Annotated in this window: 22 protein-coding genes; 5 read left to right on the forward strand and 17 right to left on the reverse strand. The window is 75.1% G+C overall.

Annotated features, from left to right (window positions below; all coding sequences use genetic code 11):
- Positions 1-41: 41 nt before the first annotated feature.
- Together Pdca_RS12960 and Pdca_RS12965 are read left to right on the forward strand one after the other, a co-directional pair.
- Positions 42-1,274 carry a CaiB/BaiF CoA transferase family protein gene (locus tag Pdca_RS12960; protein WP_232021551.1) on the forward strand — a complete coding sequence of 411 codons (1,233 nt, stop codon included), beginning with the start codon at positions 42-44 and terminating at the stop codon, positions 1,272-1,274.
- Complete coding sequence (locus tag Pdca_RS12965) at positions 1,271-2,194, forward strand: beta/alpha barrel domain-containing protein (protein WP_197719980.1); 924 nt, start codon at positions 1,271-1,273, stop codon at positions 2,192-2,194. Before Pdca_RS12960 ends, Pdca_RS12965 begins: the two co-directional genes overlap by 4 nt.
- A gap of 14 nt (positions 2,195-2,208) precedes the next feature.
- On the opposite strand, the gene Pdca_RS12970 is transcribed toward Pdca_RS12965, so the two are convergent.
- Both Pdca_RS12970 and Pdca_RS12975 read right to left on the reverse strand, forming a co-directional pair.
- Positions 2,209-2,982, reverse strand: coding sequence for an IclR family transcriptional regulator (locus Pdca_RS12970; protein WP_085911360.1), 774 nt, complete (start codon positions 2,980-2,982; stop codon positions 2,209-2,211).
- Positions 2,979-4,364 carry a xylulokinase gene (locus Pdca_RS12975; RefSeq protein ID WP_085911361.1) on the reverse strand — a complete coding sequence of 462 codons (1,386 nt, stop codon included), beginning with the start codon at positions 4,362-4,364 and terminating at the stop codon, positions 2,979-2,981. The genes Pdca_RS12970 and Pdca_RS12975 overlap by 4 nt, the downstream gene beginning before the upstream one ends.
- Before the next feature lie 75 nt (positions 4,365-4,439).
- On the opposite strand from Pdca_RS12975, the gene Pdca_RS12980 reads away from it, so the two are divergent.
- Positions 4,440-4,640: a hypothetical protein gene (locus tag Pdca_RS12980; RefSeq protein ID WP_085911362.1), complete on the forward strand. Its 201-nt coding sequence runs from the start codon at positions 4,440-4,442 to the stop codon at positions 4,638-4,640.
- Between the two features lie 7 nt (positions 4,641-4,647).
- Here the strand turns inward: Pdca_RS12980 and Pdca_RS12985 are convergent, their stop codons facing one another.
- Positions 4,648-6,093, reverse strand: a complete 1,446-nt coding sequence (locus Pdca_RS12985; protein ID WP_085911363.1) for a cytochrome P450 — start codon at positions 6,091-6,093, stop codon at positions 4,648-4,650.
- A 102-nt stretch (positions 6,094-6,195) separates the two neighbouring features.
- Here Pdca_RS12985 and Pdca_RS12990 point away from each other — a divergent pair, with 102 nt between their 5' ends.
- A complete protein-coding gene (locus Pdca_RS12990; protein ID WP_158092071.1) occupies positions 6,196-6,774 on the forward strand; it encodes a TetR/AcrR family transcriptional regulator in 579 nt (192 codons plus the stop codon).
- Between the two features lie 85 nt (positions 6,775-6,859).
- Here Pdca_RS12990 and Pdca_RS12995 read toward each other — a convergent pair whose 3' ends face one another.
- Both Pdca_RS12995 and Pdca_RS35530 read right to left on the reverse strand, forming a co-directional pair.
- Positions 6,860-7,534: a hypothetical protein gene (locus tag Pdca_RS12995; RefSeq protein ID WP_085911365.1), complete on the reverse strand. Its 675-nt coding sequence runs from the start codon at positions 7,532-7,534 to the stop codon at positions 6,860-6,862.
- Positions 7,535-7,566: 32 nt separating this feature from the next.
- Entirely contained in the window at positions 7,567-8,013 is a 447-nt protein-coding gene (locus tag Pdca_RS35530; RefSeq protein WP_158092072.1) for an SRPBCC domain-containing protein, read from the reverse strand.
- Positions 8,014-8,161: 148 nt separating this feature from the next.
- On the opposite strand from Pdca_RS35530, the gene Pdca_RS13005 reads away from it, so the two are divergent.
- Positions 8,162-9,433 (forward strand): MFS transporter, encoded by a 1,272-nt coding sequence (locus tag Pdca_RS13005; protein ID WP_158092073.1) that lies wholly within the window; start codon positions 8,162-8,164, stop codon positions 9,431-9,433.
- 63 nt (positions 9,434-9,496) lie between these two features.
- Here the strand turns inward: Pdca_RS13005 and Pdca_RS13010 are convergent, their stop codons facing one another.
- The 12 genes from Pdca_RS13010 to Pdca_RS13065 form a co-directional block, all read right to left on the reverse strand.
- Positions 9,497-10,720 (reverse strand): cytochrome P450, encoded by a 1,224-nt coding sequence (locus Pdca_RS13010; protein WP_085911367.1) that lies wholly within the window; start codon positions 10,718-10,720, stop codon positions 9,497-9,499.
- A 76-nt stretch (positions 10,721-10,796) separates the two neighbouring features.
- Positions 10,797-11,168, reverse strand: a complete 372-nt coding sequence (locus Pdca_RS13015) for a hypothetical protein (protein ID WP_085911368.1) — start codon at positions 11,166-11,168, stop codon at positions 10,797-10,799.
- 8 nt (positions 11,169-11,176) lie between these two features.
- A complete protein-coding gene (locus tag Pdca_RS13020; RefSeq protein WP_232021552.1) occupies positions 11,177-12,460 on the reverse strand; it encodes an FAD-dependent oxidoreductase in 1,284 nt (427 codons plus the stop codon).
- A 59-nt stretch (positions 12,461-12,519) separates the two neighbouring features.
- Entirely contained in the window at positions 12,520-13,308 is a 789-nt protein-coding gene (locus tag Pdca_RS13025) for a thioesterase II family protein (protein WP_085911369.1), read from the reverse strand.
- Positions 13,305-14,504, reverse strand: a complete 1,200-nt coding sequence (locus tag Pdca_RS13030; RefSeq protein WP_085911370.1) for an alpha/beta fold hydrolase — start codon at positions 14,502-14,504, stop codon at positions 13,305-13,307. Before Pdca_RS13030 ends, Pdca_RS13025 begins: the two co-directional genes overlap by 4 nt.
- Positions 14,501-15,154, reverse strand: a complete 654-nt coding sequence (locus Pdca_RS37520) for a 4'-phosphopantetheinyl transferase family protein (RefSeq protein WP_158092074.1) — start codon at positions 15,152-15,154, stop codon at positions 14,501-14,503. Before Pdca_RS37520 ends, Pdca_RS13030 begins: the two co-directional genes overlap by 4 nt.
- Positions 15,151-15,915: a 2-oxo acid dehydrogenase subunit E2 gene (locus Pdca_RS13040; RefSeq protein WP_085911372.1), complete on the reverse strand. Its 765-nt coding sequence runs from the start codon at positions 15,913-15,915 to the stop codon at positions 15,151-15,153. The genes Pdca_RS37520 and Pdca_RS13040 overlap by 4 nt, the downstream gene beginning before the upstream one ends.
- Positions 15,912-16,151 (reverse strand): acyl carrier protein, encoded by a 240-nt coding sequence (locus Pdca_RS13045; RefSeq protein ID WP_085911373.1) that lies wholly within the window; start codon positions 16,149-16,151, stop codon positions 15,912-15,914. Before Pdca_RS13045 ends, Pdca_RS13040 begins: the two co-directional genes overlap by 4 nt.
- Positions 16,148-18,052: an HAD-IIIC family phosphatase gene (locus Pdca_RS13050; RefSeq protein WP_085911374.1), complete on the reverse strand. Its 1,905-nt coding sequence runs from the start codon at positions 18,050-18,052 to the stop codon at positions 16,148-16,150. The genes Pdca_RS13045 and Pdca_RS13050 overlap by 4 nt, the downstream gene beginning before the upstream one ends.
- Positions 18,049-19,095 carry a hypothetical protein gene (locus tag Pdca_RS13055; protein ID WP_085911375.1) on the reverse strand — a complete coding sequence of 349 codons (1,047 nt, stop codon included), beginning with the start codon at positions 19,093-19,095 and terminating at the stop codon, positions 18,049-18,051. The genes Pdca_RS13050 and Pdca_RS13055 overlap by 4 nt, the downstream gene beginning before the upstream one ends.
- A complete protein-coding gene (locus tag Pdca_RS13060; RefSeq protein WP_085911376.1) occupies positions 19,092-22,157 on the reverse strand; it encodes a type I polyketide synthase in 3,066 nt (1,021 codons plus the stop codon). The genes Pdca_RS13055 and Pdca_RS13060 overlap by 4 nt, the downstream gene beginning before the upstream one ends.
- Positions 22,154-22,453 carry an acyl carrier protein gene (locus tag Pdca_RS13065; RefSeq protein ID WP_085911377.1) on the reverse strand — a complete coding sequence of 100 codons (300 nt, stop codon included), beginning with the start codon at positions 22,451-22,453 and terminating at the stop codon, positions 22,154-22,156. Before Pdca_RS13065 ends, Pdca_RS13060 begins: the two co-directional genes overlap by 4 nt.
- Positions 22,454-22,457 lie beyond the last annotated feature (4 nt).

Genomic DNA, 22,457 nt, shown 5'->3' on the forward strand with positions numbered 1-22,457 from the left:
GTAGTTCATGATGTGAGTCGACTGCGATTCGAGGAGGATCCGTGTCCGATGTGACCGCGGACGGGCTGCCGCTGTCCGGCGTCCGCGTGCTGGAGCTGGGCAACTACATCGCGGCGCCGACCGCGGGCAGGCTGCTCGCCGACTTCGGTGCAGACGTGATCAAGGTCGAGCGCCCGCGGACCGGCGACGAGCTGCGGAACTGGCGGCTCTACGCCGGCGACACCTCGATGCTCTACCGGACGCTGAACCGCAGCAAGCGCTCGATCACCCTCGACCTGCGCAGCGACGCCGGCCGGCAGGCCGTGCTGGACCTGGCCGCCCGCTCCGACGTCGTCCTGGAGAACTTCCGGCCGGGCACGCTGGAGAAGTGGGGCCTCGGCCCGGCCGAGCTCGACGCCGTCAATCCCGACGTCGTGCTGGTGCGGATCTCCGCGTTCGGCCAGACCGGCCCGCTCGCCTCCCGGCCCGGGTTCGCCGCCGTCGCCGAGGCGATGGGTGGCCTGCGCGCGCTGGTGGGGGAGGAGGACCGGCCGCCGTCGCGCACCGGGGTGTCGATCGGGGACTCCATCGCCGGTCTCTACGGCGCCTTCTCCGCCGTGATGGGCCTCTACCAGCGGGAGTCGAGCGCGGACCGGCCGCCGCTGAACCGGCGGTCGATGGACGTCGCGCTCAACGAGGCCGTCTTCTCGATGATGGAGTCGCTGGTGCCCGACCACCTCGCCTACGGGGTGGAGCGGCGCCGGGTCGGCGGCCGGATGGAGGGCATCGCACCGTCCAACGCCTACGTGTGCGGCGACGGCGGCAGCGTCGTCATCGCCGGGAACAGCGACTCGATCTACGGCCGGTTCATGCAGGTGATCGGCCGCCCGGATCTCGCCGAGGCGCCGGACCTGACCTCGAACGCCGGTCGCTGGGCCCGGCGCGACGAGCTGGACGGCGCGATCGAGACCTGGACCCGGTCACTGCCGCGGGACCGGGTGCTGACCGAGCTGGAGACCGCCGGGGTGCCCGCCGGGCCGATCCACTCGGCCGCCGACATCGTGGCCGACGAGCAGTTCCGGGCTCGGGACATGGTTCAGTACTTCGACGTCGACACCGGTGGCGAGGTGCCTGCCCGGGTCGGGTTCCCCGGCATCGTCCCGGTGCTGGACGGTCGCTCGGTGCCGGTCCGCCACGTCGGGCCCGATCTGGGCGCCGACACCGAGGACGTGCTGGGCGGCCTGCTGGGCTACCCGGCGGAGACCATCCGGGCGGCCGCGGGGGAGGACTCGTGAGCGGGATCGTGCTGCGCGACGTGACCCTGCGCGACGGATTGCAGCTGACCGGGAAGCCGCTGCCCACCGAGCGCAAAGTCGACCTGGTCCGGGCGCTGCTCGCGGCCGGCGTCCCGGAGCTGGAGATCGGCTCGCTGGCCCGGGGCGACCTGGTGCCGCCGCTGGCCGACACGCTCGACGTGGTCGCCGCGCTCACCCCCGAGGAGCTCGACCGCTGCTGGGTGTGGGTCGCGACGCCGCGGCACGTGCAGAAGGCGGTCGCCGCGGGTGCCCGCAACGTCCAGTACTGCTTCTCGGTCTCCGACGCGCACAACAACGCCAACATCGGCCGGGACACCGAGGTGTCGCTGGCCGCGATGCCGGACGCCGTGCAGCACGCCCTGGACGCCGGTGGCCGGATCCAGCTGTGCCTGGCGACCGCGTTCACCTGCCCGTTCGACGGCCCGGTCGATCCGGAGCGGGTACGGGAGATCGTCGCCGACCCGCGGACCGCGGGCTCCTGCGACGTGATCGTCTGCGACACGCTCGGCCAGGCCGTGCCGTCCGAGGTGGGCACGCTGGTGGAGCGGGTCTCGGCGGTCGCTGACGGCCGCCGGATCGGCTTCCACGGGCACGACACCTGGGGGCAGGGGGTGGCGAACGCACTCGCCGCCGCGGGCTCCGGCGCGACCCTGGTCGACGGCGCACTCGGCGGGCTGGGCGGCTGCCCCTTCGCGCCCGGTGCCAGCGGGAACACCGCCACCGAGGACCTGCTGTTCGCGTTCCGCCCGGACTGGCTGACGCCCGCGGTGCTCGCCGGGCTGGTCACCGCGGGCGAGGACCTGCTGGGTGAGCTGGGGGAGCCGAACCGCTCCCGGGCCGCGCAGGGGCTGCGCTCCCGGGCCGCCGCCTTTCCCTGGACGGCCGGTCCGCGCTCCTGACCGCCGGGTACGGCTCAGCCGGGCGGACGGCCGCCGAGCGTGCGGGTCAGTCGGTCGGCCGCGCCGACCAGCAGATCGACGTGCTGCTCGCAGCGCTCCCGGGTGAGCCGGATCCGCGGACCGCTGATCGTCAGCGCCGCGGTGACCGCGCCCGCGTGGTCGAACACCGGCGCGGCCAGGCCGGAGCCGCCGTCGTCGCGTTCGGCTGCGGTGATCGCGAAGCCGTCCCGGCGGGTCTCGGCGAGCAGCGTCCGCAGCGCGGCCGGATCGGTCACCGTGTGATCGGTGATCGTCTCCAGCGGCCCGGCGAGCACGCTCTCGGCGAGCGTGCCGTCCCAGGCCAGCAGCACCCGTCCGGCCGATCCGGTGTGCAGCGGGGCGATCTTGCCGACGTGCATCTCGCGGCGCAGCGCGTGCCGGGTCTCGGCCACCGCGACACAGACCCGCAGCCCGCGTTCGGGGCGGAACAGGGCGACGGTCTCACCGGTGCGCTCGCGCAGCTCGCGCAGCACCGGCCCGGCCAGCTCCAGCAGGTCGACGCCGCGGGCCGCGGCACCCGCCCAGTAGGCCATCCGCACCCCGATCCGGACCCGGTCGCCGACCCGGTCCAACATCCCGGCGGCGACCATGTTGGACACCAGGCGCTGCACGGTCGAGGTGGGCAGGCCGGTCGCCTGCTGGATCTCGCCCAGGCTGAGCACCGGGGCCTGCAGGGTGAAGGCGTCCAGGATGTCGGTGATCTTCCCGAGGACCAGCAGTGGCGTGCGCCCGGTCGGCTCGGAGGTCATCCGCGCTCCAGGAACCGGCCGGCCGCCTCCCGGTAGCGGTCCCACGCCTCCGGGGCGGGGGTGGGCTCGTAGCGGGCGGGCTCGGTGGCGGGCGTCCAGACCGGGGGTGTCGGCCCGCCGCGCAGCGCCCACGCCGCCTGCCGGGCCGCCCCGTCGGCGACGTACTCGCCCGGCTCGGGGACCCGGACCGGCACCTCGAAGACCTGCGCGGCGATCCGGCAGACCGCCTCGGACCGGGTCGCCCCGCCGACCAGGGTCACCCCGGTCACCGACACCCCCTGCTCGCGCAGCGCCTCCAGGCCGACCCGCTGCGCGAACAGCATGCCCTCGACGGCGGCGCGGGCCAGGTTCTCCCGGGTGCCGGACGCGAGCGTCCAGCCGTGCAGGGCGCCGGTCGCGTCCGGCAGGTTCGGCGTCCGCTCGCCCTCCAGGTACGGCACGACGACCAGGCCGCCCGAACCCGGCTCGGCCTCCAGCGCGAGCCTGCCCAGCTCGTCGTGATCGACGCCGAGCAGCCTGCGGGTCGCGTCCAGCACCCGGGACGCGTTCAGGGTGGCGATCAGTGGCAGGTAGGCGCCGGTCGCGTCGGAGAAGCCGGCCACGATCCCGGACGGGTCCTGGGCGCGGCGCGCGGAGCGGGCGAACACGGTGCCCGAGGTGCCCAGTGAGACGACGACGTCGTCGCCGGCGTCGACACCCAGTCCGGCGGCCGCGTTGTCACCGGCCCCGGCGCCGACGACGATCCCGCCGGGGCCCTGCACCGACTCCGCCGGGCCCAGCACCCTGGGCAGCACCGGCGTCCGGCCGAAGCCGTGTTCGAGCAGGTCGGGCCGGTAGTCGCGGCCGTCGAAGTAGCCGGTGCCGGAGGCGTCGGAGCGGTCGGTGATCAGCTCGTCGAGTCCGGTGGCCCCGCGCAGCCGCCAGGTGAGCCAGTCGTGCGGCAGGCACACCGCTGCGGTGGCGGCCGCGTGCTCCGGCTCGGTCCGGGCCAGCCAGCGCAGCTTCGCCAGGGTGATCGACGCGACCGGCACGACACCGGTGGCGTCGGCCCAGCCGTCCGCCCCGATCTCCTCGACCAGCGCGGCGGCGGCCGCCGCGGAGCGGGTGTCGTTCCACAGCAGCGCGTCCCGCACGACCTCGCCGGAGCCGTCGAGGCAGACCATGCCGTGCTGCTGGCCGGCGATCGAGAGCGCCTCGACGCCGTCCAGGCCGCCCGCGTCGTCGAGAGCCGTCCGCAGTGCGTCCCACCAGGCCTGCGGGGCGACCTCGGTGCCGTCCGGATGGGTGGCCCGGCCGGACCGGACCAACTCGCCGGAGTCGGCGTCACGGACGACGACCTTGCAGGACTGGGTGGAGGAATCCACCCCGAGCACCAGAGCCATGGGCCACAGCCTGCCATCGCCGGCGATCCGGCGCGGCGGGCAGCGTGGCACCCGGTCCGGTGCCAGGGTGGACTCATGAGTGACGAGGAATGGTTCTACTGCCTCAAGCACAACACGGTGGAGACGAAGGACGGCTGCCGAGAGGCCGACCGGCTCGGCCCGTACCCGGACCGCGCGACCGCGGCCCGCGCGCTGGAGATCGCCCGGGAGCGGACCGAGGCGGAGGACCGCAAGGACCGCCGGTGGAACTCCGGCGACGAGGACGACGAGGACTGACCCGGGATCAGTCGCGCCGGCGCAGCGTCACCGGGATCCCGCCGACCGGCACCGGCAGTGAGGTGTTGTCCCAGCGCAGCCGGTGGGCGGGATCGACGGTCCAGCGGAAGCGCTGCAGCATCTCGTGCAGGATCGCGGTGACCTCGAGGGTCCCGAAGTGCAGGCCGATGCACTTGTGCACGCCGCCGCCGAACGGGATCCAGGCGTCCCGGTCGCTGCGGTCCTCGCGCCGCTCGGGCCCGAACCGGTCGGGATCGAAGCGCTCCGGATCGCTCCAGCAGGAGGGGTCGTAGTGGTTGACCGCCTGGGCGACGACGACCCGGGTCCCGGCGGGCACGTGACGTCCGGCGACGGTGGTGTCGGTGACCGCGGTCCGCATCACGACCGGAACCGGTGCGTCCATCCGCAGTGCCTCGCGGATCACCAGGTCGATGTCGGTGAGTGAGCGCAGGTCGTCCACGGTGGGGACGGCGTCGCCGATCCGCTCGGCCAGCGCGTCGGACTGTGCGCGGCAGCGGTCCTGCCAGTGCGGGTCGCGGGCGAGGTGGAAGGCGGCCGATGCGGCCGTCGTCGTCGAGGTGTCGTGCGCGGCCATCATCAGGAAGATCATGTGGTTGACGACGTCGTCGTCGGAGAACCGCTCGCCGTCGCCGGTCTGCGCGTGGCACAGCGCTGAGAACAGGTCGCTGCCGCCGCCCGCCCGCTTGGCGTCCAGGTTGGACCGGAACCAGTCCTCCAGCACCGCCCGCCCGCGCAGCCCGCGCCGCCAGCGGGTGCCCGGCAGATCCTTGCGGACGAACGAGTTCGCCGCGCGCACGCAGTCCACGAACGCCCGGTTCACGGCCTCGGCCTCCGGGCCGGACCGGCCGCCGGCGAACACCGCCTGCGCGACGTCGAGGGTCAGCCGCTTGAGCGCCGGGTGGAGCCGCAGCTCGGTCGGCCAGGTGGGCATGACCTCGCGCAGCACCGGGGTGGTGGTGGCGACGTAGCCGGCGATCCGGTCCGCGGTGAAGGCCTCCTGCATGATCCGCCGGTGGGCACGGTGCTCGTCGAAGTCGAGCAGCATCAGCCCGCGATGGAAGAAGGCGTCGACGGTCGCCCGCCAGCCCTCCTGGGAGAACGCCTTGTCCCGGTTGGTCAGCACCTCGCGGGTCGCGGCGGGCCCGGTCACCACGATCGCCCGCCCGGCCGGGCTGCGCATCCACCACACCGGACCGAGTGCCTCGGTGCGGGCGCGGGTGAAGCGGTGCCCGAACCGGACATAGGCCGGCGCGTGGCCGAGCAGCGGCATCCCGGCGTCGCCGGGGACCTCGCGCAACCCCTCCGGTGCCGGTCCGAACGGAGCCGGTCTGCGCCCGGTCGCCCCGGTCAGCAGGGCGTCGTCGAACCGCTCCGGGGCGGGCAGGCTGAGCACCGACGACCAGCGCTCGCGGGCATGCTGCACCAGGCTCACGGGTTGCCTCCTCGCGTCGAACACCGGCCGCCGACGGTAGACAGTTCGTTCAGAACTGTCCAGTTCGTTGACGAAAGATGGACGACAGTCCAGAATCGGCGCGTGGAACGGCGGACGATGGCCCGGCGCGCGCGCGACGACCTGCGGGCCGAGGTGCTCGACGTCGCCGAGCAGCTGGCCGTCGCGGGGGACCGGATGTCGATGCCGGAGCTGGCCCGCCGGGTCGGGGTGAGCAGGCAGACCCTCTACAGCGAGTTCGGCGACCGCGACGGTCTGGCCGCGGCGCTGGTGCTGCGCGCGACCGGCCGGTTCCTGGACCGGATCGAGGCCGCGCTGGACGGCGAGCCGGACCTGCACGCCGCATGGGTCGCCGCGGTGCACGCGGCGCTCATCGAGGCGGCGCGCAACCCGCTGGTGACGGCGCTGCTGACCGGCGACGCCGCGGTGCCGTCGGCGTTCGGGACGGGCTCGGGCCCGATCGTCGCCGCGGCCACCGAGCGGGCGGCGGGCTTCCTGCGGCGCGTGCGGCCGGACCTGCCCGAGAGCGATGTCCGGCTCGCCGCCGCCACGGCGTCGCGGCTGGTGGTGAGCCACCTGGTGCTGCCCGGCGGGACGCCCGAGCAGGTCGCCGGCGACGTCGCGGCCGTGGTGCTGCGGATCGTGGGCGGCGCGCCACGGTGAGGGCCGGGCCCATTCGGCCGCGGCCCACACCGCACCGGGCGACCCCGCACCGCGCTGTGCCGGATCGCGCTGTGCCGTGCTGCGGCTACCGCCGGGTGCCGGACGGCCGCAGCGCCGTGACCGCGAGCAGGATGCAGCCCGCGGCGAGCAGCACCCCGTGCAGCACCCGTACCGCGGGCGGGGCGAAGAACTGCGGGACGAACAGGACCAGACCGGCGGCCAGCGGGACCCCGGCCCAGGACGGCAGCGCCCCGCCGCCGCGCACACCCACCGCGATCAGCACACCGGCCGCGGCGAGTACCAGCATCCCGGTGGCGAGGAACGTCGCCGGGAGTGCACCCCAGCGGATCGCCTCCACCCCGCTGAGCAGCGACACGTCGCCGGTCGCCAGCGCCAGCTCGGCGACGGCCGCCGCGCCGAAGGTCTCCGCGCCGTAGTAGGGGAGCGCCAGGCCGCAGCCGGCGGTGGTCAGCAGCACCGCGGGCCCCGCGGAGCCGCCGAGCAGGCCGCGGATCCCGTACACCCCCAGCGGCAGGGCGATCAGGGCGAGCATCCCGAACAGGTGCGACACCGTCCATGCGGTCGTCGCGGTCGCCGCCGCGCCGACCAGTCCCGGTTCGGCGGAGTCGTGCGGGAACAGCGGTGGGAGCAGCGCGAACGACAATCCGGCGACGACGAGCGCCGCTGCGGCGGACCGGGCTGCGGCCGGAGGTGTCCCCGGCAGTCGGGTGGTAGGGGTGACGCCGGTCGTGCCGGTCATGGGATTTCCTCCTGCGCTCGGTGGGGTGCTGCTCACGCCGTGGCGGGTGCGGTGTCGGGATGCTCGGCCCGCGCCTTGAGCGCGCTGTTGAACGCCGCGAACCCGGCCCCGGCGTCGCGCACCACCCGACCGGCCAGTGGTACGAGCAGGCCGCGGAACTCCTCGCGGTGCTCCAGGTGCGTGCCGCCGCCGGCACGGCGGGTCAGCCGGAACCCGTGCCGGCCGTCGACCAGGCCCGGAATCAGGAAACGCCCCGTCCACACCAGCTCGTGCGGTGCGTCGGCCACGTCGACCCGCGGCCGGAACCGCATGCCGCCGTAGGTCGCGCAGAGCGCCACGTCCAGCCGTTCTCCGGGCTCCAGGGTGCCCGCGATCCGGGCGAAGAACGGGTCCCAGTCCCGGCCGTCCGGTGCGGTGATGAGCTGCCAGACGATCTCCGGTGGTGCATCGACGTCGATCTCGGTGCGGACGGTGGGCACGGCTTCCCCCAGCGGGTCGGTCGAGCGGTGAGCGGGTCCCACCTCACCGCGGACGGCTTCAGCCGGCCTTAGGCGACGCTCAGGCCGGCGGTGGGCGGGGTGTCCGATGCTGCGCGGCGAGAGCTCCCGCCGAACGAGAAGAGACGACATGACGACCCGTCCCGTCCCCGAGAGCGAGACCGAGACCGAGCTCGGCACCGGGAGCGGCGCGCCCGGGCCGGGCGCCCCGGTCGCGCCTGTCGGCCGCCGGTGGATCGCCGCCTTCACCGTGGCCTGTACCGGCATGTGGCTGGCCGCGCTGACCCCCGCACAGGTGCAGCTCGCCCGGCAGGCCGAGCTGATCGACCCGGCGGGCAAGGAGCTGTTGTTCGGGCTGGCCACCGGGATCGGGGCGGGCGTCACGATGCTCGCGGTGCCGCTGTTCGGCGCGGCCAGCGACCGGATCCGGACCCCGTTCGGGCGTCGGCGGCCGTGGATCGGTGGCGGCGCGCTGCTGGCCGCGGTGGCGCTGGTGGTGCTGGCGCTCGGACCGACCGGTCCGGTGCTGCTGGTGGGCGGCTGGGCGCTCGCCCAGCTCGGACTGGCCGCGGTGCTGGCCGGGCTGCTCGCCACCGTCCCGGACCGGGTGCCGCCCGCCCAGCTGGGCACGGTCGCGGGCTGGGCCGGCACCAGCCAGATGCTGGGCGCCCTGCTCGGCACGGTACTGGTGAACGCGGTCGTCCCGGACCTGGCGGGCGGCTACCTGGCGATGGTGGTCGTCCTGCTCGCCGCGCTGTTGCCGTTCCTGCTCCTGTTCCCGGAGCGCCCGGGCGGAGCACACGCGGCTCCGGCACCGGCCCGGCGGACGGCCGTCCGGATGACCCCGGACATGGTGTGGGTCTGGTCCGGCCGCTTCCTGGTGATGCTCGGCTTCGCCCTGGTGACCCAGTACCTCGTCTACTACGTCGACGACGAGCTCGGGCGTCCCGACGTGGCCGGCTCGGTCCTCGTCGTCACCGCGCTCACCGTCGTCTCGGCGATCGTGGCCTCGCTGGTGTCGGGGCGCTGGTCGGACCGGACCGGGCGGCGCAAGGTCTTCGTCGTCGGTGGCGGGGCGCTGATGGGGCTGGGCGCGTCGATACTCGCGAGCACGCCGGTCTGGCCGCTCGCTCTGGTGGCGGCGGTGCTGATCGGGCTCGGGTTCGGGACGTTCCTGGCGGTGGATCTCGCCGTCGTCGCCCAGGTGCTGCCCTCGCTCGAGCACACCGCGCGGGACATGGGCGTGTTCGCCGTCGCCGCCACCGCACCGCAGCTGCTGGCGCCCGCCGTCGCGGTCCCGCTGGTGACCGGGACGGGCGGCTACCCGGTGCTGTACGCGCTGACCGCGGTCGTGACCGTGCTCGGTGGTGCGCTGGTGCTCGGGGTCCGCGCGGTCCGCTGATCCGCCCGTGCGGGAGGGCCCGGACCGTGGTGGCTCCGGGCCCTCCCGGTCGTCGGCAGCGGGTCACCAGGTGACGGGCAGCCGCTCCAGGCCGTGCACCAGCATCCCGCTCTTCATCCGCAGCTCCTCGACCGGTGCGGCCAGGCGCAGCGTCGGGAACCGCCGGAACAGGCTCTCGATGGTGATCCGCAGCTCGGACCGGGCCAGCGACGCACCGAGGCAGTGGTGGATGCCGTGCCCGAAGGCGAGGTGCGGATTGTGCTCGCGGCCCGGGACGAACTCGTCCGGCCGGTCGAAGATCTTCTCGTCCCGGTTCGCCGAGCAGACCGCGGCGAGCACCGCACTGCCCTTCGGGATCACGGTGCCGGCGATCTCGACGTCCTCCAGCGTGATCCGCAGCGGGCCGCCGTCGCCGATCGGGTTGACCCGCAGCAGCTCGTCGAGCATGGCGTCGACCCGCCCCGGGTTCTCGACCACCTCGGCGAGGATCTCCGGGTGCCGCAGCAGCGTCAGCACGCAGGCGCCGATCATGCTGACCGTCGTCTCGTGGCCCGCGACGAGCAGGGTCATCGCCATCACGATCAGCTCGCCCTCGTCGAGGGCGCCCCGGTCCTGGTGCGCCTGGATGAGCGCGCTCAGCAGATCCTCACCCGGCTCGTCGGCGCGCCGGCCGATGAGCTCGTAGAGGTAGCCCGCCATCTGCATCCGCTGTTCGATCATCTGCTCGGGGGTGTGCGAGGTGAGCGAGACGATCGCGTTCGACCACTCCCGGAACTTCTCCCGGTCCTCGAACGGGACGCCCAGCAGCTCGCAGATCACGCCGACCGGCAGCGGGAACGCCAGCGCCGGGTTGAGATCGACCGGGCCGCCGTTCGCGGCCATCGTGTCGAGCAGCTCGTCGGTCATCTCCTGGATGCGGGGCTCCAGCGCGGTGATCCGGCGCCGGGTGAACTCGCCGGTCACGAGCTTGCGGAGCCGGGTGTGCTCCGGCGGGTCCGTGCTGAACAGGCTGTTCGGCGGCATCGGGACCGGGGTCAGCCGCGGTGCGCCGTCGGCGGCCATCGCCGCCCGGCTGAAGCGCGGATCGGCGAGGACGAGCTTCGCGTCGTCGTAGCGGCTCACCACGTACCCGCGGTCGCCGCTGGGCAGTGTCACCTCGGCCACCGGGGTGTCCGCCCGGAGGTCGGTGTACACCGGTGGCAGCTCGATCGCCGATGGCCGGTTGAAGGGATAGCTCAGCGGGCAGCCCGAGGTGGTGCTCGTGCCGTCCCGGGTGTCGACGTCCATGCGGTCTCCCAGCGCGGGTTGCGTGTGGTGCGGTCACCGATCCGCACCAGCGTCGCCGGGTGGGCTGAGCGCAGGCTTAGGCCGGGCTTGCTCCCGGGCGACGCCGCGGAGCCCGCCGGGGCCGCAGGGCCCGCCGGACCAGGACGCAGCACAGCCAGGTCAGGCCGAGGGTGAACGGTGGCGCCGCCTGGGCCTGGGACCCGGTCAGGAAGGTCGCTGCGGCCAGCACCAGCACCGGTGGCAGCGGATGGTCCAGCACGGCGGCGGGCCTCCGGAACCGGCCCGCGGCGACCGGCAGCAGCACACCGAGCAGCCCGAGCGGCAGCGTCCAGCCCCCGTGCTTGATCATCTCGAACGCGGCGAAGGCGCCCAGGAGGGCGGCGAGCGACCACAACGCCACGCGGGCGGCGAGCGGTCGGTCCGGCCCGGGGCGCGGGGTGGTGGACATCGGCCTCCTCAGGCGGCCAGCTCGCGCTGGAGCTGGAAGTAGGCGCTGCCCAGCATCCGCCGCTGCAGGTACGGGCTGCTGCCGAGCGCACGGTACAGCCCGCTGCGGGCGGCGACCGCGGCCCGGGAGCCGAAGGTGAAGGCACGCTCCTGGCGCAGCTGCAGGCCGCGGGAGACGCGCACCGCGTTCTCCCGCTCGTCCTGGAAGCGCAGCAACGCGGTGTCCACCAGCGCCCGTCGACGCTCACCGGCGGCACGCAGCGGAGCGGCCAGCAGGCCGGCGAGGGTGTGCCCGTCGATCAGGGCGTGGTTGACGCCCTGCCCGAGGATCGGGGTCAGGGTGTGCGCGGAGTCGCCGATCAGCACCAGCCCGGGGCGGGACCAGCGGGGCACGGTCGCGGTGAAGATGTCCAGCACCGTCGTCCCGGCCCAGCCGGTGACGGTGTCGCGCAACGGGCCGGCGAGCTCGGGTGCGAGCTCGTCGATCCGCCGGTGGAGCTCACCGATTCCGCTGCGCCGCAGCTCTTTCAGGCCGCCCTTGGGGATGTTGAACCCGATCCTGATGTCGTCGGGGTAGGTCGGGATGAACAGGGCGTGCCGGGCCCGGTCGAGCCGGATGCGGTAGGCGGCCGGATCCCAGCCGTCGGGGCGCGGGAGCCGGAGCCAGACGACGTCGCGGTCCAGCGGGCGGATCGTGGCGTCCAGCCCGGACATCGTGCGGACCTTGCTGTAGCGCCCGTCGGCGCCGACCACCAGCGCGGCCGTCAACTCCCGTGGCCCGTCCGGTCCGCGGTAGCGGACCCCGGTCACCACACCGTCGGACTCGAGCAGCTCGAGCGCGGTGCAGCCGTGCTGCAGGGTGAAACCCGGGTACTCGGCGGCGGCCTCGGCGAGCGCCCGGAGCAGCGTCGGCTGCGGGATCTCCATCGGGAACCGGCGCGGGAACCGGAACTGCTCGAACTCGGTGGCGAACACGGTCGTGCCGCCCTCGGAGATCTCCAGCCGCTGCACGGTGAGCGCGCCGCGCTCACCGATGGTGTCCAGGACACCGAGCCGGTCCAGCAGCCACACGCCGTCCGGGGAGAGCGACTCGCCGCGGAACGAGCGGTCGAAGCGCGCCGACTGCTCCAGCACCGTCACCCGGTGCCCGTCCCGGGCCAGGCCCAGTGCCAGCGACAGGCCGGCCGGGCCGCCACCGATCACGCAGACGTCGGTCCGTTCCGGGGCGGGGGTCGTGTCGTCCATCTCGTGCTCCGTCTCGTGCGCCGTGCCGTCAGTCGTGTCGTCGTCCATCCGGTCCTCCGTGTGGTTCGCCGTGCAGCCCGCTGTGCAGCCCGCCGGGGCGTCGGGCATCAGACGGGTGTGCCGGCGGCCGTCGCGGCGCCGGTGAGTGCGGTGGCGACGGCCGGGAGCAGACCGGCCTGCTCGTCCTGGACCAGGAAGTGGCCGCCGGGCAGCACGGTCAGCTCGAATCCGGCGTCCGTGTGCGCGGCCCAGCCGGCCATCGCCGACACCGGCACCAGCGGATCGGTGCGGCCGGCGAAGGCGTGCACCGGGACCGGCAGCGGCGGGCCGGGCCGGTACCGGTGCCCGGCACAGACCCGCAGGTCGGCCCGGGCCGGTCCGAGCAGCGCCGGCAGCCACTCGGGCCGGCGCAGCAGCGCGGCCGGGATCCCGCCGATCCCGGCGAGATGCCGGGCGAGCGCCAGGTCGTCGACCGAGTCCAGGTCGATCCCGGTGATCGCGGGGCGGGCCAGGTGCGGCGCGGAATAGGCCGCGACGAGCAGCGCGGACGCCGGCCGGTCGCCGCGCAGCACCCGCCTGCTGGACAGGTGATAGCCGAGCAGCCCGCCCATCGAGTGCCCGAACAGCACGTGCGGCCGGCTGTCGAGCAGTGGCCCGAGCTCGGTGTCGAGCCGGTCGAGCAGCCGGTGCAGGTCCTGCTCGGCGGGTTCGGCGGCCCGCACGCCGTGACCGGGAAGCTCGACGGCGTGCACCTCGACGCCGGGCAGCGCGGCGTCCCAGTCGCGGAACGCGGCGGCACTGCCCCCGGCGTGGTGCAGGCAGACGAGTGCGGGCCGGTCCGGTGCCGCGCCGCCGGTGACCCGGATCGGCGGCGTGCTGACGACGGAGGCGGTCATGATCGGTTCCTCACGGTTCGGGTGCTGGTACGTCCGCCCCGGCCCGCGCGTCCACGCAGGGCCAGCAGGGCGCCCGGGACCGCGGCCCGCCGGTCCCCGCACTGCCGCAGCAGCCGGGTGACGAGCCACAACCGGGTGTCGGCCAGGTGCGCGGGCGCACCGTGGACGTCGTCGAACTCGACCCACTCGAGATCGGGGAGGTGCCGGGCGAGCAGCTCCCACTCGGAGCGGGGGACGATCTCGTCGCGCCGGCTCGCGACGTAGCGGACCGGGATCCGCACCCGCCCCAGCGCGTCCGGGGACAGCGCCATCGACGACAGCAGCGCGGGGGTGTCGGCGCCGCGGGTCCCGGTCAGGTGTTCGAGGGTCGCGGTGGTGGTGCGGGGCAGCAGCGGCCACAGCGCGCGATCGGCGAACAGCCGGTGCACCGGCGCCCCGACGGTGAGGATCGAGGCGATCCGCGGGTCGTCCGGTGCCGCGGCGAGCGCCAGGTGGCCACCGAAGCTGAGCCCGATCACGTGCACCCCGCGCCGGCAGGCGTGCGGGCCCAGCCGATCGAGCAGCTGCGGGATCAGGTCGGTGGCGGCGGGCCCGTAGCGGACGGTGTTCTCCCCGACCGACGGCAGCTCCGTGACGACGACCGGGAGCCCGAGGCGCCGCATCCCGGTGAGCAGCGGCGCCCACTGCTCCTTGATGCTGACGATCCCGCCGAGCACGAGCACGAGCGGCCGGGACGGTCCCGGTGGCGGGTCCACCGCCGGGTCGAGCCCGGTGGTCCAGCAGCCGACCCGGCCGCCCGGCAGATCGAGGTCCAGCCGGTCGATGCCGCCGGCCCGCCGGCGCCAGATGTCGAAGGTGCGCACGCACTCGATCGCCGACCGGGCACCGGCCGGATCGGCCGGATAGGGCCAGCGGGCCATCGCGTGGTGCCGGCAGGCGTCCAGGGGGAGCCCGGCCGCCGCCTTCCGGTCGCCGACGCGGGCCCAGGCGGCGGCCCAGCCGCCCCCGTCGCCGATGGAGCCGGCCGCGTCGCCGATGGAGCCGATGGAGCCGACGACGGTGTCGAACGCGGCGCGGGAGATGCCCTGGGCGCCGGCGTGCAGCCGGGCCAGCTCGACGACCTCTGCCGGCTCGGGCGGCTCGGGTGGGTGGTGGGCATCGGCTGCCGGTGCCCCGCGGTGGGCGGTGGCGGTCATGTCGGTTCCTCCCGGGTGCGGCCGTGGACCGGCGGCGGATCGGTGAGCAGAGCGGTCGCGACCCAGTACCGGTCGCCGGGGCGGAGCTCGACCGGGTGCGCGTGCACCGGCGGATCCGGCACCCCGCCGACCCGGACCGTCCGCAGGTCCAGGCCGAGTCCGCGGCCGTCGGCCTTGGCCGTCGCCTCCTTGCAGGTCCACAACCGGGCGATCTCGGCGACCCGCGCGCCGGGGTCGAGGGTCGCGAGCCAGGCCCGCTCGGCCGGGTCGCAGAACCGCGCCAGCATCGTCGGCCCGGTGGCGATCGTCCGATCGGTCCGCTCGGCGTCGACCCCGATCCGTGCGGTCCGGCTCACCCCGACGACGACCAGATCACCGCTGTGCGACAGGTTCACGTCCACCGGCAGTGGTGCCGCCGTGCGCAGATCGACCAGGTACGGGCGGCGGTAGCGGCCCCTGGCCAGCCCGGCACGACCGTCGCGGGCCTCGGGGAGCAGCCGCCGGGCCAGCGACAGCAGCTCCGCGCCGCGCGGCCAGTACCCGGCGGGCAGGTACAGCACCAGGTGCCCGGTGTGGTCGAGGACCCGGCGCAGCGCCGTCCACCGGGCGGGCCGGTCGGGGGCGGCGGGCAGCGGCGCGCTCGCCCTCACGGCCCCGGCTCCGGTTCCGGCGTGGCCTCCAGCACCGAGACCAGGTCGTCGAGGACGTCCGCGGCCAGCGCGCCGTCGAGCACCCGATGGTCGAAGGTCAGCGACAGCGGCAGCACCGGCACCACACACACCCGGCCCTCCCGGGCGACCGGGCGGTCGGCGACCCGGCCCACCCCGACGGTGACGGCGGTACCGCCGCAGGAGAAGAAGCGCTGCACCCGCCGGTGCCCGAGCGAGGTGACCGAGACGGTCCCCAGCCGCCGGTGCCGCCCCGGACCGCGGGTCGCGGCCGCGAACAACCATCGGCCGACCGGCACCGGCACCCGGGACAGCAGCCGGACCCCGGCGGTCTCCGGCAGCGTCTCCGGGGCGCTCTCGCGCAGCCGGGCCAGCCGGGCCTGCAGGAACGAGCGGGAGGCGACGTCGACGTCCGGGACGACGGCGCTGACCACCGCGCGGGTGTCCCCGATCCGCCGGTCGAGGGTCACCTTGGCGTCGACGTGGGCGTAGCGCACGATCCGTGGTGCCCAGCCGGGCCCGGTGATCGCGGCGTTGGCGTCCGGGTGCCCGGCGAGCACCGTCCCGACCGCCTGCAGCACGTGGACCAGCACCGACGGCGCGCCCGGGCGCCCGGCCCGGTATTGCTGCAGGGCGGAGACGTCGACCTCGGTGTCGAGGTGCACCGGGCTCACCGCCCGCAGGGCGTGCAGGAAGTGCAGGGTGTGCCGCCGCTCCCGGGGGAACGGTACGACCACCGTCACCGGATCAGCGCGAGGTGCACCCCGCGCAGGTCGGTCGCCTCCAGGACCTCGATCATCGGGGCCCGGCGGCCGGTCAGCGGCTCGGCGGCGCCGAGCAGCCGCAGCAGCATCACCGAGTCCCAGCCGGCGAGCCGGTCGAACGGGGTGTCGAGGTCGCGGTCGGTGAGGTCGAGTCCGAGCTCGTCGCGCAGCAGCGCGGTGAAACGGGGGACGTCGAGCCGGGCAGGTGTGGTCACCGGGAACCTCCGGTCGGTGCGGGCAGGGTGGCGCGGACGTGCACGTGCGGTGGTGTGCCGGGCAGCGGATCCAGCGGGTGCCGGAACCGCAGCTCGTCGTCCGGCCCGGTGCCGTCCGCGACGAACCCGTGATCCGGCCAGAGCTCCCGGACCCGCGCGTTGCGTGGCGATGGCCGGTAGCCGGCGAGCACGGCGGTGGCACCGCCGTCCGCGGCGTGCCGGAGCAGCTCGGCGATCCAGGCGGACTCGACGCCGCGGCCGAGCACCCGGCAGGACATGACCAGGTTCTCGATCCGCAGCGTCCGCTCCGGTCCGGTACCGGACCAGCGGGCGAAGGCGGCCCCGATCAGGCCGTGGTCACCGAACCGGTCGCCGACCTGGACGGCGACGGTGAGCTCCTGCGGATCGGCGAGCCGGTCGTGCACCGACCGGTCGTCGAGCCGGACGGTCGTCAGGTTGAACTGGTTGGTCCGCCGGGTCAGCTGGGCGACCCTGGCGACGTCGGCGGGGCCGGGCACGAAGACCTCGAGCCGGGTCCCGAGCCCGGCCAGGTACTCCTCGACGCCGTCGACACCGGCCCGGAACTCGGCGCGCCGGGCCTCGGTGCGGTAGCGCCCGGCGCGTTCCCGGTCCTCGTCGGTGATCGCCGGTGAGTCGAACCAGCCGTCGGCGAGCAGCGCCCCGACGTGTCCCGCCGGGTCGTCGGCGTCGACGTCCACGGTGACGATCTCGGGGAAGCGCTCGCGCACCGAGCCGGTCTCGGACCGGTTGTCGTCGACCAGCACCAGGCTGTCGGTGCCGATGCCGATGCTCTGCGCGATCCGGCCGATCGCGTCGGGTTTCGGGTCCCAGCTCGCGGCGACCGCGGTCAGCGCGTCCGCGCGCACCAGCAGATCGGGGTGCTCGGCGAGGACGGCGGCGACCTCGTCCGGGTCGTTCTTGCTGCACACCGCCAGCAGCACGCCCTGCCGGCCGAGGTGGGCGACCGTCCGTTGGAACGCGCGATGCGCCTCGCCGCGGAAGCCCTCGGCCATGTCCAGCCCGTCCGGGCCGGTCTCGGCGAGCGTGCCGCCCCACAGCGTGCCGTCCAGGTCGAGGACGAGGCACTTGCGCGGGGTGCCGTGCAGCCCCCGCAGCAGGTGCCCGAACCGGCGGGCCAGCGCGGACAGCCACGGGTCGGTGAAGGCGACGTGGGTGTAGCGCTCCAGCCGGGCGTCCCGCGCCGGGCCGGTGTCACCGGCGATCGGATCGGTGTCGATCACGTAGGTGCCGTCCGGCCCGTCCGGGCCGCCGAGGTCGAGGAGATCGGCGGTGAACCGCCGCCACACCGCGCCCAGCCGGGCGCGTTCACGCAGGTCCAGTACCCGGTCGGGCCAGCTCGACCAGAGCGGCGGCGTGCTGAGCACCAGTGTGGCCCCGGCGGCGGCGTGCCGGGCCGCGGCCGCCGTGAGCTCGGCGCGTACCGCGTCGGCGGCCTGTTCGACGTCGGCGACCAGCCAGGGCTCGTCGCCGAACCGGTCGAACACCGCGCCGGCGTCGAGCAGGCACAGCGTCGTGGAGTGCGGTGCGGGATCGGCGGCGAGTGCCAGCGCGTAGCCGCCCGGGTCACCCAGCGCGATCCGGGCCAGGAATCCGTGCCGTGCCAGCTCACCGGTCAGCGCCGGGACGAGCGGTGCGAGGGTGGAGCTGCCGGTGACGGTCACCGGCAGTTCCCTGGCCCGCGGGTGCGCGGCGAGCACGTCGTCCGGGGCGACCGTGGCCAGTCGGGCGCCGATCCGGCGCACCGTCGCCGGATCGGCGGTGGCCAGCAGGGCGGGCAGCTCCGGCCAGCGCGCGACGAGCCCGGCGGCGTCGGCGCGGGCGAGCTCGTCCTGCGGGGAGTTCTCGACGGCGGCGCTCACACCGACTCCAGCGCGAAACCGGTGCGGATCCACTTGCTGGACTCGACCGCGACGCCGAGCGCCCGGGAGCCGGGCCCGAGATCGGCGACCAGGCGGTGCAGCTGCAGCAGCGGCAGGGCGTTGCCGTTGTTGCCGGTGTCGGCGACACAGTTGATCGCGCTCGCGGTCAGCCCGAATCGCTCGGTGAGCCCTGCGGTGATCAGGTCGGTCATCCGGCCACCCAGCTGCGGGGGGAGCAGGTGGGTCACGGTCGCCGCGGGCCAGCCGGTCTCGGCGAGCAGCTCGGCCACCATGTCGGCGGCCAGCCCGGGAACACCGGACTCGATCGCCTTGTAGTCCTCGTCGACCGGCTGATCGGTGCTGTCCCGGTCGGCGGCACCGAACCAGCGGATCACCTGGCCCGGATCGCGGCCGAGCCCGACGAACCGGTTGCGGACCGGTCCGAGCAGCGCACCGCTGGTCTCCCCGGCGCCGAGCAGGGCAGCACCCGCACCGTCACCGAAGATCACGTAGTTGACGAGCTCGGAGGCCGGGAGCCGGGCGAAGTCGTGATCGAGGACCAGATGCTTGGCACAGGAGTCGGCGCCGACGACCAGCGCCACCGGGTTCGCGTCGCCGATCGCGCGGTGGGCGACGTCGAGGGCCTGCATCGCGCCCGCGCAGCCGGACTGGAGCTGGAAGGTGGGCACCTGGTGGATCCCGAGCCGATCGGCGACCAGGTTGACCGAGGCCGGCATCAGGTGCTCCGGCGATGCGGTCGCGAGGACGACGACGTCGACGTCGGCCGGCGCCATGCCCGCGTCGTCGAGTGCCGCGGCGGCCGCCTCGGTGGCCAGGTCGACCAGCGTGTGGGTGACCTTCCCGCTGGCCAGGTCGACGCCGAGGTGCCGGGTGCGGGTCCCGATGAAGCGCTCGACCCAGCGCGGGTCGGCGCCGAAGCGTTCGCCGATCTCCTCGTTCCCGATCGGCTCGCCGGGCAGGGCCGTTCCCGTCCCCAGCACCCCGACGAGGTCGGTCCCGGGACGGGGCGATGTGCCGGTCATGTCGATGCTCCTTCCCGGGGGAGGGCCCCGGCAGCGGTCCGGACGTGGTCGATGAGGTCCTCGACGGTGGTGCTGTCGGGGGCGAGTGCGGCGATCGGGAGACCGGCGGTGACGTGCGGTTCCAGCTCGTCGGCCAGCCGCATGGCCATCACCGAGTCGTAGCCGAGATCGCGCCCGAGCAGCGCGTCGCCGGGCACGGTGCCCGGGTCGTGCCCGCTGACCGTCCGGATGGCGGCCAGCACGGTGGAGACCAGCAGGTCCCCGGCACCGCCGTCGCCGTCGCCGGTGAGCGGATGCGCGACGGCGCCCGGTGACACCACACCGGGGCCGTCGGCGGCGATCTCGACGACCGGTGCCGGAGCGGATCCGGCTCCCTGCCTGGCCGGGGTGAACCAGAATCGGCTGCCGGTGTCGAACACGTGGCCGGGCAGCGGCCGCCGCACCCGCTCGGACGGCGCGAACACGCCGTCCCAGTCCGGGTCGGCGCCGTCGGTGTAGAGCCGGGCGGTGATCTCGGCGATCTCCGCGCCGTCCGAGGACGGGCCGGTGCAGCAGGCGAGCACGGTGAGCTCCGGCGCGGTCCCCGCCTCCCGCAGCAGTGCGGTCAGGACCGGACGCGGCCCCAGCTCCACGCTGTGCGTCGCGGCGTCCAGGTGCGCCGCCGCCTCGGCGAACCGGACGGTCCCGGTCAGCTGCGCCAGCCAGTGCTCCGGGCCGAGGACGGAGCCGGCCGGGTGCAGCTCACCGGTGACGGTCGAGGCGAGCGGTAGCTGCAGTGGCCGGGCCGGCAGCTCCTCGGCGACGGCGCGCAGTACGTCCGCCGCCGGGGCCATCAGCCCGGAGTGGAACGCGTGCGAGACCCTCAGCTCGGTGGCCTCCGTCCCGGCCCGGTCCAGCTCCGCGCGGGCCCGCTGCAGCGCCGCGGCGGACCCGGCGAGCACGCAGGCCCGCGGGCCGTTGTCCGCCGCGACGTCGAGGGTCTCGCCCTCGCGTGCACCGAGCGCGGGCCCGAGGACGGTGCGGACCGTGTCGATCGGGGCCCGGACGGCGAGCATCCCGCCGCCGCCGGGCAATGCCTGCATCGCGGCGCCGCGGACCCGGACCAGGCGCGCCGCCTCGGTCAGGGTGAGCGCGCCGGCCCGGGTGGCCGCGGCGATCTCGCCGACGCTGTGCCCGAGCACCAGTGCGGGCCGCAGCCCGAGCTCGTGCAGGGTCTGGGCCATCGCGTACTGGACCGCGAACAGCAGCGGCTGGGCCAGCCCGGTCCCGTCGATCGGCGGTGGATCGGCGCCGAGCAAGAGCTCGTCCGCGGTGCCGGTGATCGAGTCCGCTGCGTCGGTGGCCGGGCCCGCCGTGCCGGTGATCGAGTCCGCCGCGTCGGTGGCCGGGCCCGGCGTGCCGGTGAGCGGGCCGAGCGCGTCCGCGGCGTCGCGCAGGTGCCGCAGGTACGGGGGGCAGCGCCGGGCCAGCTCCCGGGTCATCCCGGCGTACTGGCTGCCCTGCCCGGTGAACAGCAGCGCGGTGCGTGGGCGTCCGGCCGGGGCGACGGACTCCACGTCGGCGCACCGCCGGGCCAGCCGGTCGAGTGCGGCCGGAAGGCCCTCCGGGGTGGCTCCGACGGCGGCGCGGAACCGGTGCCCGGCCTTCACCCCGGTGCTGGTCCAGCCCAGCTGCCCGGACCGGCCGGGCGGTGCCGCGGCGACCGCTGTGGCGAGTGCCCGCACGTTGCGGGCCAGCCCGTCGGCGGTCGCCGATCCGGTCACCAGCACGGTGGCGTCGGTCCGGGACCCGCCGGGCAACCGGGTCCGGGGCGGCGCGGAGAGCACCAGATGGGCGTTGGTGCCGCCGAGCCCGAAGCTGCTGACACCGGCCCGCAGCGGACCGGCAGGCAGCCGGGTGGCACCGACGGCCGCGGTGAGGCCGTAGCGGGTGAGGTCGGCGTCCGGGCCGGTGGCCGCACCTGCGGTGGGCGGCAGCGTACGGCGCTCCAGGGCGAGACAGGTCTTGATCAGGCCGGCGATCCCGGCCGCGCCCTCCAGATGGCCGAGGTTCGCCTTGACCGAACCGAGGACGGCCGGTGCGGACCGGCCGGCGTGCAGGTCGCCGAGCGCGGAGAGCTCGATCAGGTCGCCCAGCCGGGTGCCGGTGCCGTGCCCTTCCAGGACGGCGATCCCGGCGGCTTCGGCACCCGCCCGCGCCAGCGCCGAGCGGATCACCGCGACCTGTGCGAACCGGTTGGGTGCGGTGAACCCGTTGCTGCGGCCGTCGGAGGCGACGGCCCCGCCGTCGATGACCGCGTACACCCGCTGGCCGTCGGCCTGCGCGTCGGCCAGCCTGCGCAGCACGACGACCCCGACGCCCTCACCGCGGCCGATCCCGTCCGCGGTGGGGGAGTAGGGCTTGCAGATCCCGTCCGGCGCGGCCAGCCCGGCCTGCGCGTAGAAGATCGACAGGCTGGGGGTGAGGATCAGGTTGACGCCCGCGGCGAGCGCGGTGTCGACCTCCCCGGCCCGCAACGCCGTGCACGCGAGGTGGGTCGCCACCAGCGACGAGGAGCACGCCGTGTCGACGGCCATGCTCGGGCCCCGCAGATCCAGGTGATACGAGATCCGGTTGGCCGCCATGCAGTAGCCGTTGCCGGTACCGCGGTGCGCGGTCATCCCGGCCGGGTCGGACAGGTGCACCGTCCCCCACTCGCTGGACATCATCCCGACGTGCACGCTGCACGCCGAACCGGCCAGCGAACGGGGTGCGGCCCCGGAGTCCTCGATCGCCCGCCACGCGCACTGCAGCAGCAGCCGTTGCTGGGGATCCATCGCGCCGGCCTCGTTCGGCGAGAGCCCGAAGAAGCGGTGGTCGAACACGTCCGGATCGGACAGGAAACCGGCGGGGGTCCCGGCGCCGTCCGGCAACCCGTCCGGGGACCAGCGGTCGGTGGGGATCTCCGTCGCGGTGGTCGCGCCGTCGAGCAGGAGCTGCCAGAACTCCTCCGGATCGGCGGCACCCGGGAACCGGCAGTCGATGCCGACGACCGCGATCGGCGCGCTGGGGGCCGTCGTCATCCACCGGCCCCTTCCGTGACGATCCGCTCGTGCAGGTGGGTGGCCAGCGCACCGATGGTGGGGTGGTCCCAGGCCACGGTCGGCTCGGTCTCGATGCCCCAGCGCTCCTCGATGTCACCGCACAGCGTCAGTGCGTACACCGAGTCGAGGCCCAGCTCGGCCAGCGGGACGTCCTGGCCGATCTCGGCGGCCGGGACCTCGCGGTAGTCGGCGATGCAGCTCACCAGCCAGTCGGCGAGCGTCTCCGCGCCGGGGGCGTGCTGTGCGGAGTCGGTGGGGTGGGGCCGGGCGGTCATGGTG

The sequence above is a fragment of the Pseudonocardia autotrophica genome, assembly GCF_003945385.1.
In the GTDB taxonomy this organism is placed as follows: domain Bacteria; phylum Actinomycetota; class Actinomycetes; order Mycobacteriales; family Pseudonocardiaceae; genus Pseudonocardia; species Pseudonocardia autotrophica.

Bases quoted from the DNA above. Each gene is read 5' to 3' on its own strand.
- Pdca_RS12970 (WP_085911360.1), bottom strand. From the start codon at position 2,982: ATGACCTCCGAGCCGACCGGGCGCACGCCACTGCTGGTCCTCGGGAAG.
- Pdca_RS12975 (WP_085911361.1), bottom strand. From the start codon at position 4,364: ATGGCTCTGGTGCTCGGGGTGGATTCCTCCACCCAGTCCTGCAAGGTC.
- Pdca_RS12980 (WP_085911362.1), top strand. From the start codon at position 4,440: ATGAGTGACGAGGAATGGTTCTACTGCCTCAAGCACAACACGGTGGAG.
- Pdca_RS12995 (WP_085911365.1), bottom strand. From the start codon at position 7,534: ATGACCGGCACGACCGGCGTCACCCCTACCACCCGACTGCCGGGGACA.
- Pdca_RS13005 (WP_158092073.1), top strand. From the start codon at position 8,162: ATGACGACCCGTCCCGTCCCCGAGAGCGAGACCGAGACCGAGCTCGGC.
- Pdca_RS13010 (WP_085911367.1), bottom strand. From the start codon at position 10,720: ATGGACGTCGACACCCGGGACGGCACGAGCACCACCTCGGGCTGCCCG.
- Pdca_RS13015 (WP_085911368.1), bottom strand. From the start codon at position 11,168: ATGTCCACCACCCCGCGCCCCGGGCCGGACCGACCGCTCGCCGCCCGC.
- Pdca_RS13020 (WP_232021552.1), bottom strand. From the start codon at position 12,460: ATGGACGACGACACGACTGACGGCACGGCGCACGAGACGGAGCACGAG.
- Pdca_RS13025 (WP_085911369.1), bottom strand. From the start codon at position 13,308: ATGACCGCCTCCGTCGTCAGCACGCCGCCGATCCGGGTCACCGGCGGC.
- Pdca_RS13030 (WP_085911370.1), bottom strand. From the start codon at position 14,504: ATGACCGCCACCGCCCACCGCGGGGCACCGGCAGCCGATGCCCACCAC.
- Pdca_RS13055 (WP_085911375.1), bottom strand. From the start codon at position 19,095: ATGACCGGCACATCGCCCCGTCCCGGGACCGACCTCGTCGGGGTGCTG.
- Pdca_RS13060 (WP_085911376.1), bottom strand. From the start codon at position 22,157: ATGACGACGGCCCCCAGCGCGCCGATCGCGGTCGTCGGCATCGACTGC.
- Pdca_RS13065 (WP_085911377.1), bottom strand. From the start codon at position 22,453: ATGACCGCCCGGCCCCACCCCACCGACTCCGCACAGCACGCCCCCGGC.